Here is a 13,682-nt window from a genome sequence, read left to right as displayed (position 1 = left end):
CGGCCGCTCAGCCGACATGAGCGGCGATGACCCGAGCGCACTCCAGGGGCTCGGTGTGCGTGGTGTCCACCTCCAGGTCGTAACTCACGCCCCGGTGCACAACATCCGCCTGCGACTCGGCCATCCCCGCCGCCCGATCCCCCCGGGCGGCCTCACGCGCCGCGGCGACCTTGGGCTCACACCTGACCCCGACCCACAGCACACCGAGACCCCGCAGCGCCTTCACCCACCGCTGCTGGGACTCCGCCTGCCCCAGGAACACCTCGTCGACGATGACCCGGGCCCCGGCCCGGGCCATCGCGGCGATCCCCTCGATCCACGCGGCCTCCAGCGCCCTGAACTCCGACCCGACGCTCACCCCGCCATCCGGAGCGAACTCGATCCCGGATGCCGCGCCCGTCATGGACGCGGGCATCGCCTCGATCAGCGTGTCGACGCTGAAGGTCAGCCATGGATCCGGCAGGACCGCTTGAAGAGCTCTGGCGAGGCTGGACTTCCCCGAGCTGGATCCGCCATTGAGCACGATCACCTGCGTAGTCATTGCGCCAGGTTAAACGGCCTAACGGTCGCGCTCGCCATCCCTGACGGCATCCACGAACGCCTGCCAGGCCGACGCCTCGAAGAGCAGGGCGCCGCGCGCGCGGTCCTTGGTGTCGCGGACGGCTTGGCGTCCGGTGGGGAGGATGCCGCGTTCGACGCAGTTGTTGTCACTGCCGCTGTAGCTGCTCGTGTGCCACGTCGCGCTGTCGAGCTCGGATATCAAGGTTTACGTCCTAGAGGAGATCTCGGATGTACTGCTGCGAAGCGGCGGGAGACAGCGCAGCGGCTGTCAGCTCGTCCCAGGCAGTGGAATAGCGCAGCACGTCCTGCCGCTGTTCGAGCAAGCTACCACCCGTGATGTGCTCCAACCAGACGATGTCAGCCGGGGGTTCACCCCGCTGGCGGAAGATGGTGAACGGCGGCAACTGATCCTGCGGTAGGGCCGCGTCGAGCGGCAGGATCTGCACCTTGACGTTGGGCCGTTCCGCCACCTGCTGAAGGTGTTCGAGCTGCCCGCGCACCACGTCCGGTGCGCCGCCGATCCGGTGCAGGGCTGGGACGTCGATGACGGCCCGCAGGCAGAAGTCGCCCTGCTTGTCCAGTAGTTCCTTGCGCTTCACGCGCGTCTTCACCAGGAGTTCCACGCGCTCGGACGGGTGCACGGAAAACGTCTGCCGCATGTACGCCTCGGTCTGGAGCAGTCCGGGGATGACCACGGACTCGTACGTGCGCACCACCTCGGAGTCGGCTTCGAGCGTGAGGCAGTCCTTCAGGGTGTCGCGGAGCATCGGACCTTGGTTGCTCCACCAATCGACCTTGTGGATCTCCTTCGCCAACCGCCTGAGGCTCGCGCACTGGCGCTCGTCCTCGACCCCGTACAGCTTGAACAGCACCGTCAGGTCCAGCGGGCGAATGCCTCGCTTGCCGTTCTCGATCTGGCTGATCTTCGGATGCCCGCACTCCAGCGCATCGGCGGCGTCCTGAACCCTCAGCCCTGCCTCAACGCGCAGTCGACGCAGCTCACTTCCAAGCCGACGACTGCGCATGGTGGGCATATCGCTCTGCGTCATGGGCGCATGCTGTCGCCCGGCCGGGAGCGGTCACAAGCGCCGAACACAACATGTACCCGATGGAGTGAATCCAGTCTGCACCGTTTGCCTGAGTGACATTGTTCGGTCCACGATCGGCCACATATCACCGACCGTCACCGAAAGGCCGTGCCCGCCATGGCAGTTGAAGAGGTCCCCCAGCGCTACGAACAGCACCTGCACGCCGCCCCCGAAATACTGATCTGCATTCGCCGCATCATCGGCGCCCATCTGCGGCTCTGGGGACGAGACGACCTCATCGACGCCGTGGCGCTCTGCGCCACCGAAGTGCTCGCGAACGTGCACAAGCACACCGACTCCGGCGAGTGCCACCTCCGCCTCCAGAACACCCTGGACGGCGTCCGCACCACGGTCAGCGACACCGAACCCACGCTCCCCACCGTCCGCGAGCCGGACTGGTGCGCCGAGAGCGGGCGCGGCATGTTCATCCTCAGCAGCACCGCCCACCGCTGGGGCGCCGCGCCCACGCCCACCGGCAAGGAGGTGTGGTTCGAGTGCCGGTCCGCACCGCTCGCGCCTTCGCCGACCTCGCGCCTGGTGACAGGTCGCGACCAGGTGGGCGGTTAAGACGTCATCTCAATTGGATCGCCGGTCTGTCGGTCGTGGTGGCGATCGTGGTGCGGCTGGTGCCGGATGCGTTGGGGGAACTGTTCCAGCGGGTGGTGCCCGAGGTGCCTTCGCGACCACAGGGCGGTGGTCTGCGTCGACATGGCGATTGGGAGGTGCTGGCTTTGCAACCGCAGACTGTGGTGTCAGCGGCCAGCTCGGCCCCACGTACGGCCAGTTGTGATGTCACTCTTGGTTACGTCCCGGGCTCGACGTCTGACCCGACCGGTCACATGCGGATGAACGTGACCGGTTGTCGGGCCACGTCAGTGCCAGGCACAGGCGATCAACTGTCCGCGGAGTGGGCGTCGGCAAGGGCCTCGCCGAAGAGCCGTCCGGCGAGTTCCAGGCAGCGCATCCGGGCAGGAGAGAAGTCGTAGGGCATCTTGGTGATCGCTGCGGCGGCACTCATCTCTGTGCCCTCCTCCCCTTTCAGGTCGGCGTCGTAGATCTCGAAGATCTTCTCCTCGGCCGCGTCGAGACCAGCTGCCTCGATGGCCTGATTCAGGGCCATTTGGTGAGCGCATCGCTGTACGGCGAGCTCTTCGACGCGCGGGTCGTCGGGTTCGACGCCGTCGTCGAGAGCGGCCTCGGCCGCCTCAAGACGGTCCTCCTCGGCCCGCAGGTCGGGGTGGGTGGCCAGCACGATGAACGTGCCGGCCTGGATGGCGGCGCCCAGCGGCCCGAAGATCCGTTCCGTGACGAGCAGGGCGTCCAGATCGGAGGGGCGCAACGCTCCCGGGGGCAGGTGGCTGAGCCGGTCCGTGACCAGTTCGGAGAGCAGCCCCAGCGGGCTGCCCACCGCCTGCAGGCGCTGGACAGCCGCGCGCCGATGTTTGATGGCGGCCTCCTGCGCCGCCAGGGTTTCCTCCAGCCTGCTCAGGACCGACTCGATATCCGGGGCGTGGTCCAGGGCTTCGTCTCCAGCTTCGCCGAAGGCGGCCCGCATGTCGTCCAGGCTGATACCGGCATCAGCCATCTTGCGGATCCACAGCAGGCGGGTCATGTCGTCATAGCCGTAGCGGCGGCGGCCGTCCCCACCGCGCTCGGGTTCCGGCAGCAGACCGATCTCGTGGTAGTGGCGGATGGCGCGTGGAGTGATCCCGGCGAACGCAGCGGCATCACCGATCTTGACCTGCCGGGGAGGCGTGAGGGAGGGGTACATCGCAGACAGAGCCTTTCGTACGTGATGCCCCGACCCCACCACATGCCGCTACGGCATGTGCAACAACCCCATCCAGGTGCCACCGGAGCCAGGCCCTGGCTGCCGACGGGACCGATCAAGAACGACGAACCATCCGGGAACGCAGAGTGACCACCGGCGGCCAGATCGCTCCCCGCCAAGTGGCCGCCGCTGGGGAATTCCCACGGTTCTGATCCACTTCTTGTGGTCCGGTAACGGCGAGTGACGGTGCTCAGTCCGCGAGGAGGACTTGGCGTCGCAGGAGGTCGAATCCAGCCCGGCCGTATCCGTCCCTATTTGGTGAGTCTGCGGTAGCAGATGAGAGTGCAGGCGATGCTGGTGAAGGCCAGGAAATGGTCGGCTTTGCGTTCGTAGCGGCGGTGCAGGCGTCGGCATCCGGCGAGCCAGGACATGGTGCGTTCGATGGTCCAACGGTGGCGGCCGAGCCGTTGCGAAGTCTCGATGCCTCTGCGGGCGATGCGGTGCCGGATGCCTCGGCCGGATAACCATCGTCGCAGGTGGTTGTAGTCATAGCCCTTGTCGGCGTGGAGCTTGTGGGGCCTGCGCCGCCGGGGTCCCCGGCGGGATCGGATCGGCGGAATGCCCTGCACCAGCAGGATCAGTGCCTGACTGTCGTGCGTGTTGGCGCCCGAGATGCCGATGGACAGCGGCAGTCCCGTTCGCTCCGTGATCAAGTGGATCTTTGACCCGTACTTACCCCGGTCTACAGGATTCGGACCTGTCAGCTCCCCTTTTTCAGGGCCCGCATGTTCACCGAGTCGATCGCGCACCGCGACCAGTCCAGCTCGCCGCGGGATCCGAGTTCATCCAGCACCAGGCGGTGGAGTTTGGCCCACACCCGGGCTTTCGACCACTCGGTGAAACGCCGGTGAGCCGTCGCGCCGGACGGCCCGAACGACGCGGTCGGCACCTGCTGCCACGTGCAGCCCGAGGTCGCCACGAAGACGATCGCGGCCAGCACCTCCCGGTCGCCGTGCCGACGCCGGCCCCCACCCTGAGGCCGCGACGGCGCCTCCGGCACCACCCGCTGGAACAGCTCCCACAACTCATCCGGCACCAGCCGCTCAACAATCCTCGCCACGACTGGCAGCTTACCCAGCCAAATGAGATGACGTCTAAAGGCCCGATGGCTCATTGGATCAGGTCGGTGTGCGGATGCTCGGGAGAGGTCGGGCAGACGTAGATCTGCATGTTGTCGGTGCTGCCGACTTCGACCTTGGTCGGCCACGAGGGGCTCTGGCCACAGCAATGACCGACGGCGTTGGCGGCGGCCTGGTCTTCGTAAGGTGCCCAGCTGCGTCCCTCGTCGCCGTCCCATTCGCGGGAGGCGATGGTCAGCAGCGGGACCATCTGCACATCACAGACAGTGCAGTATCGGGGGTAGGGGTCGGTGCGGCCCCATGGAGGCCAGCCGCCGACCTTCCATCCGGGCGCGTCTGCCAGATGGATGTCATAGAAGTTCCGCGGATAGTCCGCGTAGGAGCTGTCCACGTCGGCGCCGGCTGCCTGCCATCTGCTCCAGTCCTCCACCATCAGCCGCATCTGCGGGCTCAGATCGAGGCTGTCGGGGTACTCGGTGATCGCTTCCGGTGCCAGCACGCACGGCTCCGGCACATAGCCCTCGTAGTTCACCTCGTACGGCTCGGGCGGTGTGGCGAGGATGTCGACGACCGCGGCGGCGGACCGCCAGAACAGTGCGGTCGACGGCTTGTAATCCGGATCGTGGTCGTAGGGGCACCAGAGAACCTGGAGCAGATCGGCCTGTCCGGGCGGCCGCAGCAGGGGTACGTCGCGTAGATACAGCTGGGCCACGGGCACCATGGGGACCGGGCAGTCCGCGGGCAACGGAGGGCCGGCGTCGAGCCGCTCCGCGAGCATCGCGGCGTTCCGCTCCTTGATCGCCTCCTCCTCGGGCGTTATCCCAGGACCACCATGATCGCCGTGCCGCCGGGCCCGCATGCGCCTCATGAGCCGCACGTCGGCCGGCGACTCGCGGAACCCACTGTCACTGTGCAGATGCGAGGCTTCGCAGTGCGGCCACGGCTCCTCAGCCGGCCACAGCAACGGCCCCCCGACCGAGCTCTCCCCGACCAATGGCGACCCGGGCCGAGGGTGCAGCCGAATCGCAGGACGCGCCAACGGCGCCAGCTCGGGAAAGACCGCGGTCACGTCCACAGGCCGCGGCGGAGTAGTACGCACGAAAACCATGCCGGTGATCCTGTCACCAGCCGCTGACAACCCCTGGTCGCCTCAACCGGCTTTGGTGACAGGCGACCAGCTGTCGCTGCACTGCCTGGGCGTCGATCAGATATTTCATCTCGTAGAAACGCCCGTCACGAACCTTGCGGAAAGCGCACTCGGCATACTCGACCATCAGACCGATGGGTCCCAGACGCGTACGACGCCGCCTCGGCCCGCCGTCAGCACCACGTGGCGGCCGTCCATCGGCGTGATCGCCACCGTCCACACCTCGCCCTCATCTCCGACCAGCGGCGCCCCGATCTGCCGCCCCTCGGCGAGATCCCAGACCCGGGCGGTCCCGTCGTCGCTGCCGGTCGCCGCGAGCGTACGGGCTCCGACCACAGCGGCGGCCACGGCGGACACGCGCCCCGTGTGACCTGTGAGGAAGTGGCCGACCGGCTCGCCGCCCACCGCGTCCCAGATCCGCAGCTCACCGGAATCGGTCACCGCGAGCACCACGGGGCGGCCATCGACCTCGGACAGGGCAACCGCGTGGACCAGTCCGTCGGCCGACCACTTGTGGAGCAGCTCCTCCGACTCGAGGTCCGACAGCAGGACTTCGGTGTCGCCGCCCGACACCACGACCGGACGCCCACGAGCCTGCCCCACCACGAGACCGCTCATATCGTCGGAGTGGCCGGGCAGCAGCTCCCGCGGCTCCTGCTCCTCCGCGTCCTCGTCATCCGTCGGCCCCCACGCCTCGATCTCGGGATCCGACGGGTCCCACACCCACACCTCGGGAGCGGCCGCACCGGCCACGAGGGTGATCCGCCCGCCCTCCGACGTCATGGCCAGGGCGTGAACGCAGCTGCGAAACTCCGGCGGGGCATTCAGCAGCTCGCCGCTCATCGCATCCCACAGACCGGGCCCCTGGTGCTGCCCGCCCGCGGCGAACAGCACCCGCCCGTCGACAACGGTCACATCTACATGCTGAAAGTCCGGATATACGGGAATTCCGTATGACCCGTTATCGAAATCGGCCAGCGGCCGCTCCGCCCACTCGCCCCCGAGCGGGTCCCATGTCCACACGTCGTCGCGACTGACACACACCACCAATGGCCGTCCATTCACCTCGGCCACAGCTAAGCCGTCGATGTTTCCTTCGGACGGAATCATGCTGCTCTTGATCAACCGACTGTCAGTCATGTCGGCGATCCTACGTAGAGTGCCCCGCATGCCGCCCAAGAGCTTTTACGAGTTGGTCTTCAGCGTGTCCCCGGGGGGTGCCCGCAAGGACACCCACTACATCGTCGGCAGCCGCGACGAGGTCGAGAGCGCTCTGAATTCCGAGCTTTCCGACAGCCTCAATGTGTACCTGCTGTGCTGGTGCGGCGCGAAATTGGCGCTGAACGTCTACGAGCAGGGCGAATGCGTCCGCTCGATCGACCTCCACCCATACATCACCGTCTCAGCCGACGGATATCCGGACATCACCTTCCTTGAATCGGGCAAGCCAGTCGGCTATGAAGTCGGCGCGGACGACCCGTACCAGGTGGAAACGGCGCTTTCCGACGGAATGTTCTCCGGAGAGCTCGACGACGCGATCGAGGTCACCGTCGATTGGGTGAGCGTCGAGGTCCCCCCGCTGGCCGGCGAGATAGCAGAGGACGGCGACTATGTGAAGCTCGCCGATCACCCCGTCGACGACGGCTACGAGGATGACGTGGATTTCGATGAGGACGACTTCGACGAGGACGAGCTGGAGGACGAGTTCATCGAGCGAGGCTATGTCCCTTACGGATTCACCGACTTCGAGCAGTGAGACCGCCGCGTCGCGACCCGGCGTCGGCGGCGCGGTGCCGTAGGCCACCCGGTCTCCACCTCGCACCTTCGCGGAGTCGCGCCTAGGCTGTCGCCGGAGGCGATGGCTACCAGTTGGTAGCGCAGACGGCGACAGACCGCGAAGGAGCGCGTGATGAAGGGCTGGACCGCGAGCGACATCCCCGACCAGACCGGCCGCACCGCCGTGGTGACCGGCGCCAACAGCGGCATCGGCTTTATCACCGCCCGCGAGCTCGCCCGCCACGGTGCCCAGGTGGTGCTGGCCTGCCGCAGCGAGGCGCGCGGCGCCGAGGCCGTCGAGCGGATCCGGGCGCAGGCGCCGGGCGCGAATGTGCGGGTCGCGCCGCTGGACCTGGCGGACCTGAAGTCCGTACGGGCCTTCGCGGCCGGGCACAAGGGCGACCGGCTCGATCTGCTGATCAACAACGCGGGTGTGATGGCCCTCCCGTACCGCAGAACCGCCGACGGCTTCGAGATGCAGTTCGGCGTCAATCACCTGGGGCACTTCGCCCTGACCGGACTGCTGCTGCCGAAGCTGCTGGAGGCGGGCCCGGGGGCGCGGGTGGTCAGCGTCTCCAGCTTTATGCACATGCTGGGGACGGTCGATCCGCGCGATCTGAACATGGAGCGCAAATACGGGCGTTGGAGCGCCTACGCCCGCTCCAAGAGCGCCAATCTCCTCTTCATCCACGAGCTGTCCCGCCGCCTGCGCGCGACCGGTGCCCGGCTCACCGCCGCCGCGGCCCACCCCGGCTACGCCTCGACCAACCTCCAGACCGCCGCCCCCAAGATGGAGGGGCGCCGCGGCACCCAGCGCTTCATGGAAATCGGCAACCGCTTCTTCGGCCAGTCCCCCGACAACGGCGCCCTCCCCACCCTCTACGCCGCCACCGCCCCCGGCGTACGCCCGGACGACTTCTTCGGCCCGCCCTACGGAATGTGGCGCGGCTCCCCCACCCGCTCGGCCCGTGCGAAATGGACGCGGGACGACAAGGCGGGGCGGGGGCTGTGGGCGGCGTCCGAGCGGCTCACGGGTGTGCGGTACGACGCGCTCGTGGGCTGACGGTCTCACGTTCGCCGCTTTGGAGCGCGCCGGGCCCACCGGCTGCCCTGCGGCTCCGGGGCAGCCAGTAGGCCGGTAGGCGGGGGCGCGCGGGTCAGACCTCCAGGCCCTGCTCGATCTTGCGCAGGTTGTGACGCGCGAGGGCGAGGTTCGCGCGCTGGCGGTCGAGGGCGATGTACAGGAAGAGCGAGCCGTTCGACTGCTGGAGCGGTCGGATCAGGTGGTACTGCTGGCTCAGGGTGATCAAGATGTCCTCAATGGACTCGCGGATGTCGAGGCTGGCCAGCGTGCGGATCTTGGCCCGGACGACCTCGGTGTTGCCGGCCGCGGCCAGCTCCAGGTCGAGGCCGCTGCCGCCGCCGGCGGTGCCCAGTGTCATCCCGCTCTCGTAGTCGACGACGGCCACCCCCAAGGCTCCGTCGATCGTCATGGCCTCCTTCAGAGCGGTCTCGATGTTCATCAGCACTTCCTTCGAGGTCTGCGGCGGGTCGTCACGCCGTACGGCGAATGGCAAGCAGGATGGTCGGCAGAGCGCGTGCGGCGACGGGCGCCATCACGTAACGTGCAAGGGAAGCACACCTGTTGGCGATTTTTACGCAGATTGTGATCGGCTGAGTTCTTTCTCGCCAAAATTGTGATCGAAGGGTATCGTCGCGGCACTCCGGGAACGAAGGGGGGCCGGGTGTCCCAACTGGCCATGTCCATGCGCCACTTGCTTGATCACCAGGGAGTCAGCGCCGCCATGCTGGTGGACGGCACCACGGGGCTGGAGTACGGCTTCAGCGGTGATCGCTCGGCGCTGCCGCGCGCCGCGCAGGCCTGTGACGACACCCGTACGGTTTCGGACACGCTTGAAGCCGCAACGGGAGATGGGGAGTTGGAAAACATCACGGTGACCACCACGCAGTGTCACTACCTCACCCGCGTGGTGCCCCGGGAGCGGGGCGATGCCCTGTTGCTGGTGGTCGCGCTGGCCAGGGAGAGCACGAACCTGGCACTGGCCACCCGTCAGATCGACGACCACGCACGGCAATTGTTCGCATGAACGACTTCCGGGGCCATTTGACGGAGCTGAGCGAGCGCCGGTTCACCGGGGTGCTGCGGATCGAGGGAAGCCCGGCGGGGGTCATGCATCTGCGCGAGGGGCTGATCGCGGGGATCGTCACCCCGGGCGCCCCGGGGCCCGAGTCCCTGCTGCTGAAGTCGGGGCGGATCACCGAGCGGGAGTGGTCGGTGGCGTTCGCCGCCGGGGCCGCCGAGGAGCGGGTGGCGGAGGAGCTGACGGCGACCGCCGGGGTCGGCGCGGCGGAGCTGGAGGTCGTCACGGTCTCCGCCCTGTACGACGCGGCCTTCACCCTCGCGCTGAACCGGCCGGAGCGGTGGCAGGCCGAGCCCGGAGCCGGCAGCCTCCCGCTTCCCGTACGGCCCGGGGTGCATCCGCGCGATCTGCTGCGGGAGAACCGCCGCCGGCTGTCCGAGCTGTCCCAACGGTGGGGATCGCCCCAGCAGTTGGTGATGCACCGGGTGACGGGCCGGGCCGCCCCGAGCGGCGTGACGAACCCCCGGTTCCGCGACATCCTGATGCACGCCAACGGCAGGCACACCCCCCGTGACATCGCCTTTCTGATCGGGCGCGGCACCTTCGCCGTCGTCACCGACATCGTCTCCATGACCGCCCGCGGCCTGCTGGACGGCAGGCCCGCCCCGGCGCCCACCGGTCCCGCCGGGGCCGCCGGCGCCGCGATCAGGACGCCCGCCCGGGAGACGCCCGCCCAGGGCGGGGGCGCCCCCGCCGCCGTACCGCCCGTCCCGCTGCCGCCCGCCGCCCTGCCCCGGCGCCGGCCGGGCAACAACCGTCCGTCCAACTGAACACAGCAGCAACACCCCCGCACACGGCGCAAGGAGTTCTCGTAGTGAGTGATGAAGGATTGGTCCAGGAACTGAAGGACCTGCGGGAACAAGTCCTTGGCGTGAGCGACACCCTCGTCGCCACCGCGGACGGCCTTCTCGTGGCCTCCGACAGCTACGAGATCCACGCCGAGTCGGTGGCGGCGCTCGCGGCCGCCGCGCTGGGCCTCGCCCGGCGCACCGCCGGGGAGGTCACCATCGGCGGGCTGCGCGAGGTGGTCACCCGCGCGCAGTCGGGCCACCTCGTCGTGTACGCCATCGGGGAGCAGGCGCTGCTGGCGGTCAGGGGTGACGAGGGGCTCGACCTGGACGGGCTCCATGTGAACTCCCGGGCGACCGTCGAGCGCCTCGCCGCCCTGATGTCCGTCGATCTCGGCGTCTGACCGGCGTCGGCCGTATCCGGCTACTGCGCGGTGCGGCGGCGCTCCTCGATCCGGTTCAGCACGGCGCGCAGCGCCAGTTCGTAGCCGAAGACGCCGTGGCCGCAGAGGTAGCCCTGGCTCACCGCCGCCGTCACCGACGTGTGCCGGAACGGCTCGCGAGCGTACACATTGGAGATGTGGACCTCGATACAGGGCACGCCCAGGCCCGCCACAGCGTCCACCGCGTCGCGCAGCGCGTAGCTGTAGTGCGCGTACGCGCCGGGGTTGAAGATGATGCCGTCGTCGTGGCGGGCCTGGTGGACGAGGTCGACCAGCACGCCCTCGCTGTTGCTCTGCGCGCACCGCACCTCGGCGCCCAGCTCCTGCCCCAGCACGGTCGTGCGCTCCTCGATCTGCTCGAGCGTGGTGGACCCGTAGGTGGCGGGGTCGCGCTCGCCGAGCAGGTTGAGGTTGGGGCCGTGCAGCAGCAGGACGCGGGGCGGGGTGGTGGTCATCGTCAGTGGTGTCCGATTCGTTTGTCGAGGGCGCGGCGGGCGCCCTCGAGGGCGGGGGCGGTGGCCCGGCGGGCCGTCTCGGCGTCGGGGAATCCGAGGGCGGCGGCTATCTCGTCCCAGCCGCGGCCCGAGCCGAGCAGCGCCTGGACGGCGGCGCCGAGGGCGGAGTCCGTGGCGCGCCGGGCCTCGGCGATCTCGCGGAGGGTGGCGAGCAGATCGGGGGCGGTGTGGGCGGCGCCGGCGTGCCGGTCGGCGAGGGTGAGCGACTGGTCCGCGGTCACCCACCAGTCGGCCGGGGTGGGGGGCTGTTGAGTCACGGTCACAAGGGCCATGGTAGCGACCGAGACCGCTGAATGGTTTCCTTGGTCCGCTGTACGGACCTGGATTCAGCACGATCGGCGCACCCGTCACGCCTCGACTCGCTCCACCTTGTCGATGAGCAGCGCGTACGCCAGCAGCCCCACGGCCACCACGATGCCGATGTAGCCGAGCGCCCACGCGAAGGAGCCGGTGCTGTCGACGATGACGCCGATCACCACCGCCCGCGATCGTCGACCGTCTCAAGGCGGCGGGCAGCGATGAGGACAGCTGCTTTCACCCGGTTCTGATGCCTCGGCGTCCACACCGGGGAAGAATCGCCTCCCGTCCCAGCAACGCGGAGCGTTGCCGCATCCACTTTTCCACGGGCGCGGAGCACCCGCACGGCCGCCCGACGGAGCCGGGAAATGCGAACAACCGTTTCATGGATCACCGAGACGGATGGTCGTCGGGGAAGTGGCAGTCGTGTGTGCGGCTGTCGCACTACGGTCCGATGTCATGAAGCTGGTGGTTCAGGTGAAGCTGCTGCCGACGCCCGAGCAGGCGTCGGCGCTCGAGGCGACGTTGCGTGCCTGCAACCGGGCTGCCAACTACGCGTCGCAGGTTGCCTTCGTCAAGGGCCTGAAGGACCGTAATGGCCTGCAGAAGGAGGTGTATGCGGACCTGAAGGCGAGGTTCGGGCTGTCGGCGCAGCCGGTGGTGCGGGCGGTGAAGAAGGTCGTCGACGCGTATGCGACGCTGAGCGCCAATCTGCGGGCAGGGAATCTGGGCTCGCTCATGTCCAAGCGGTACCGTGCGGCCGTCGGCGCCCCCATCGGTTTCCGTCCGGAGGCGGCTCAGCCGTTCGATGACCGCTGCCTGTCGTGGCAGTACGACGCGCGCACGGTGTCGATCTGGACGGTGGCCGGGCGGATGCGCGGCGTCCGGTTCGCCTGCTCATCGGACCAGATCAAGACGCTCGCCGCCCATCGTAAGGGTGAGAGTGACCTGGTGCGGCGGGGCGGGAAGTGGTTCCTGATCGCCACCTGCGACCTGCCCGACCCGAAGGTGTACGAGCCGGTCGACTGGATCGGAGTCGACCGGGGCATCGTCAATCTGGCTACCACATCCGATGGCACCAATTACCAGGGGCGGCGCCTGTCCCGCTACCGGCGCTGGCAGGCCCGCAAACGCGCCGAACTCCAGGCCAGACGAACCCGCTCCACCACCCGCCGCCTCGCCCGCCGCGCGCACAAGGAGCGCCGCCATGCCACCTGCGTGAACCACCGCATCAGCAAGGAGATCGTGTCCGTCGCGCAACGCACCGGACGCGGCATCGCCGTCGAAGCACTCGGCGGCATCCGCGAGCGGGTACGGCTACGCCGCGACCAGCGGGGCACCCTCTCCTCCTGGCCCTTCCACCAGCTCGGTCAGCACCTCGCCTACAAGGCCCGCAGGGCCGGGGTGCCGTTCCTCGAGGTGGACGCGGCCTACACCTCGCAGCGCTGTCCACGCTGCGGGCATACCGAGCGGGCCAACCGGTCCGACCGGGATCATTTCCGCTGTCGTCGGTGCGGGCTCGCTGGTCCGGCCGATGTCGTCGCCGGGGTAAATGTGCGCGATCGCGCGCGCTCGGCGTGGGTGTTTGTCACCGCACCCGCACCCTCTCCCTGATATCTGCCAGGGGCCGGGTGGATGCGACCCGTGACCGTCCTGTCGTAGGGGGCAGTCGGGAGCGCGACGAGGTGTGAACGACCGAGCGCACAAGCTCGGCCGTTCACGGCCGAGAAGGTGACCGGGTCTCCTACGTGGGGAGGGGAGGGCGGACTGGGGAGTTGGTCCGCTGAACGGACCTTGGGGTCCGTGCGCCGGTGACGATAGAACGTACGCTGAGCATCGACAAGAGGTCGCGGGCGAGTAACCGCGGCGCCAAACGGGCAGCCGAGCGGGAAACCCGGGCCTGACATGCCGGAATGCCCTTACCCACCCTGCCCCGCCCCTGGTCCGCGCAGCGGACCTCGGTCCATACTGTGCGTCCATATGGGGCCCGGACGG

General features: G+C 68.6%; 18 protein-coding genes. 7 read left to right on the top strand and 11 right to left on the bottom strand.

All coding sequences use genetic code 11. The features are described from left to right. Positions 1–7 precede the first annotated feature (7 nt). From cpt to ABTY62_RS08470, 3 genes are read right to left on the bottom strand one after another with little or no spacing between them, the layout of a single operon-like run. Positions 8–541 carry a chloramphenicol phosphotransferase CPT gene (cpt, locus tag ABTY62_RS08480; protein WP_352128625.1) on the bottom strand — a complete coding sequence of 178 codons (534 nt, stop codon included), beginning with the start codon at positions 539–541 and terminating at the stop codon, positions 8–10. An 18-nt stretch (positions 542–559) separates the two neighbouring features. Then, entirely contained in the window at positions 560–763 is a 204-nt protein-coding gene (locus ABTY62_RS08475) for a DUF397 domain-containing protein (RefSeq protein WP_352128624.1), read from the bottom strand. Positions 764–773: 10 nt separating this feature from the next. Next, on the bottom strand, positions 774–1,610 hold the full coding sequence (locus tag ABTY62_RS08470) for a helix-turn-helix domain-containing protein (RefSeq protein ID WP_352128623.1): 837 nt from the start codon (positions 1,608–1,610) through the stop codon (positions 774–776). 156 nt (positions 1,611–1,766) lie between these two features. On the opposite strand from ABTY62_RS08470, the gene ABTY62_RS08465 reads away from it, so the two are divergent. Then, a complete protein-coding gene (locus ABTY62_RS08465) occupies positions 1,767–2,216 on the top strand; it encodes an ATP-binding protein (RefSeq protein WP_352128622.1) in 450 nt (149 codons plus the stop codon). A 325-nt stretch (positions 2,217–2,541) separates the two neighbouring features. Here the strand turns inward: ABTY62_RS08465 and ABTY62_RS08455 are convergent, their stop codons facing one another. The 4 genes from ABTY62_RS08455 to ABTY62_RS08440 all read right to left on the bottom strand — a co-directional run bounded on the left by ABTY62_RS08455 (position 2,542) and on the right by ABTY62_RS08440 (position 6,621). Then, entirely contained in the window at positions 2,542–3,420 is an 879-nt protein-coding gene (locus ABTY62_RS08455) for a MerR family transcriptional regulator (protein ID WP_352128621.1), read from the bottom strand. Between the two features lie 311 nt (positions 3,421–3,731). Then, a protein-coding gene (locus ABTY62_RS08450; RefSeq protein WP_352128658.1) for an IS5 family transposase occupies positions 3,732–4,531 on the bottom strand; the annotation gives its coding sequence in 2 pieces (ribosomal slippage) (positions 3,732–4,193 and positions 4,196–4,531; 798 coding nt in all). Positions 4,532–4,590: 59 nt separating this feature from the next. After that, positions 4,591–5,667 (bottom strand): hypothetical protein, encoded by a 1,077-nt coding sequence (locus ABTY62_RS08445; RefSeq protein ID WP_352128620.1) that lies wholly within the window; start codon positions 5,665–5,667, stop codon positions 4,591–4,593. A gap of 165 nt (positions 5,668–5,832) precedes the next feature. After that, entirely contained in the window at positions 5,833–6,621 is a 789-nt protein-coding gene (locus tag ABTY62_RS08440; protein WP_352128619.1) for a WD40 repeat domain-containing protein, read from the bottom strand. A gap of 253 nt (positions 6,622–6,874) precedes the next feature. On the opposite strand from ABTY62_RS08440, the gene ABTY62_RS08435 reads away from it, so the two are divergent. Both ABTY62_RS08435 and ABTY62_RS08430 read left to right on the top strand, forming a co-directional pair. Continuing rightward, entirely contained in the window at positions 6,875–7,462 is a 588-nt protein-coding gene (locus ABTY62_RS08435; protein WP_352128618.1) for a hypothetical protein, read from the top strand. Positions 7,463–7,615: 153 nt separating this feature from the next. Next, a complete protein-coding gene (locus tag ABTY62_RS08430; protein WP_352128617.1) occupies positions 7,616–8,545 on the top strand; it encodes an oxidoreductase in 930 nt (309 codons plus the stop codon). A gap of 94 nt (positions 8,546–8,639) precedes the next feature. Here the strand turns inward: ABTY62_RS08430 and ABTY62_RS08425 are convergent, their stop codons facing one another. Further along, positions 8,640–9,005, bottom strand: coding sequence for a hypothetical protein (locus tag ABTY62_RS08425; RefSeq protein WP_352128616.1), 366 nt, complete (start codon positions 9,003–9,005; stop codon positions 8,640–8,642). A gap of 222 nt (positions 9,006–9,227) precedes the next feature. Here ABTY62_RS08425 and ABTY62_RS08420 point away from each other — a divergent pair, with 222 nt between their 5' ends. From ABTY62_RS08420 to ABTY62_RS08410, 3 genes are read left to right on the top strand one after another with little or no spacing between them, the layout of a single operon-like run. Beyond that, complete coding sequence (locus ABTY62_RS08420) at positions 9,228–9,590, top strand: hypothetical protein (protein WP_352128615.1); 363 nt, start codon at positions 9,228–9,230, stop codon at positions 9,588–9,590. Next, positions 9,587–10,414 (top strand): hypothetical protein, encoded by an 828-nt coding sequence (locus ABTY62_RS08415; RefSeq protein ID WP_352128614.1) that lies wholly within the window; start codon positions 9,587–9,589, stop codon positions 10,412–10,414. The genes ABTY62_RS08420 and ABTY62_RS08415 overlap by 4 nt, the downstream gene beginning before the upstream one ends. A 44-nt stretch (positions 10,415–10,458) precedes the next feature. Next, entirely contained in the window at positions 10,459–10,836 is a 378-nt protein-coding gene (locus ABTY62_RS08410) for a roadblock/LC7 domain-containing protein (protein ID WP_352128613.1), read from the top strand. Positions 10,837–10,856: 20 nt separating this feature from the next. Here the strand turns inward: ABTY62_RS08410 and aroQ are convergent, their stop codons facing one another. The 3 genes from aroQ to ABTY62_RS08395 form a co-directional block, all read right to left on the bottom strand. After that, positions 10,857–11,330, bottom strand: a complete 474-nt coding sequence (gene aroQ / locus ABTY62_RS08405) for a type II 3-dehydroquinate dehydratase (RefSeq protein ID WP_352128612.1) — start codon at positions 11,328–11,330, stop codon at positions 10,857–10,859. Between the two features lie 2 nt (positions 11,331–11,332). Further along, on the bottom strand, positions 11,333–11,647 hold the full coding sequence (locus tag ABTY62_RS08400) for a hypothetical protein (protein WP_352128611.1): 315 nt from the start codon (positions 11,645–11,647) through the stop codon (positions 11,333–11,335). A 90-nt stretch (positions 11,648–11,737) separates the two neighbouring features. Next, entirely contained in the window at positions 11,738–11,869 is a 132-nt protein-coding gene (locus ABTY62_RS08395; protein WP_352128610.1) for a hypothetical protein, read from the bottom strand. Positions 11,870–12,146: 277 nt separating this feature from the next. Between ABTY62_RS08395 and ABTY62_RS08390 the strand changes: the two genes are divergently transcribed. After that, on the top strand, positions 12,147–13,301 hold the full coding sequence (locus ABTY62_RS08390) for an RNA-guided endonuclease InsQ/TnpB family protein (protein ID WP_352128609.1): 1,155 nt from the start codon (positions 12,147–12,149) through the stop codon (positions 13,299–13,301). Positions 13,302–13,682: the final 381 nt, after the last annotated feature.

The sequence above is a fragment of the Streptomyces sp. NPDC097640 genome, from assembly GCF_040302705.1.
GTDB lineage: Bacteria > Actinomycetota > Actinomycetes > Streptomycetales > Streptomycetaceae > Streptomyces.
Note: the sequence above shows the minus strand (reverse complement) of the source record. Positions and strands in the feature narration are given on the sequence as shown.

Excerpts from the sequence above, each read along its gene's own strand:
- ABTY62_RS08435 (WP_352128618.1), top strand. The coding sequence starts at position 6,875 with ATGCCGCCCAAGAGCTTTTACGAGTTGGTCTTCAGCGTGTCCCCGGGG.
- ABTY62_RS08415 (WP_352128614.1), top strand. The coding sequence starts at position 9,587 with ATGAACGACTTCCGGGGCCATTTGACGGAGCTGAGCGAGCGCCGGTTC.
- ABTY62_RS08455 (WP_352128621.1), bottom strand. The coding sequence starts at position 3,420 with ATGTACCCCTCCCTCACGCCTCCCCGGCAGGTCAAGATCGGTGATGCC.
- ABTY62_RS08470 (WP_352128623.1), bottom strand. The coding sequence starts at position 1,610 with ATGACGCAGAGCGATATGCCCACCATGCGCAGTCGTCGGCTTGGAAGT.
- ABTY62_RS08445 (WP_352128620.1), bottom strand. The coding sequence starts at position 5,667 with ATGGTTTTCGTGCGTACTACTCCGCCGCGGCCTGTGGACGTGACCGCG.
- ABTY62_RS08465 (WP_352128622.1), top strand. The coding sequence starts at position 1,767 with ATGGCAGTTGAAGAGGTCCCCCAGCGCTACGAACAGCACCTGCACGCC.
- aroQ (WP_352128612.1), bottom strand. The coding sequence starts at position 11,330 with ATGACCACCACCCCGCCCCGCGTCCTGCTGCTGCACGGCCCCAACCTC.
- ABTY62_RS08425 (WP_352128616.1), bottom strand. The coding sequence starts at position 9,005 with ATGAACATCGAGACCGCTCTGAAGGAGGCCATGACGATCGACGGAGCC.
- ABTY62_RS08430 (WP_352128617.1), top strand. The coding sequence starts at position 7,616 with ATGAAGGGCTGGACCGCGAGCGACATCCCCGACCAGACCGGCCGCACC.
- ABTY62_RS08390 (WP_352128609.1), top strand. The coding sequence starts at position 12,147 with ATGAAGCTGGTGGTTCAGGTGAAGCTGCTGCCGACGCCCGAGCAGGCG.
- cpt (WP_352128625.1), bottom strand. The coding sequence starts at position 541 with ATGACTACGCAGGTGATCGTGCTCAATGGCGGATCCAGCTCGGGGAAG.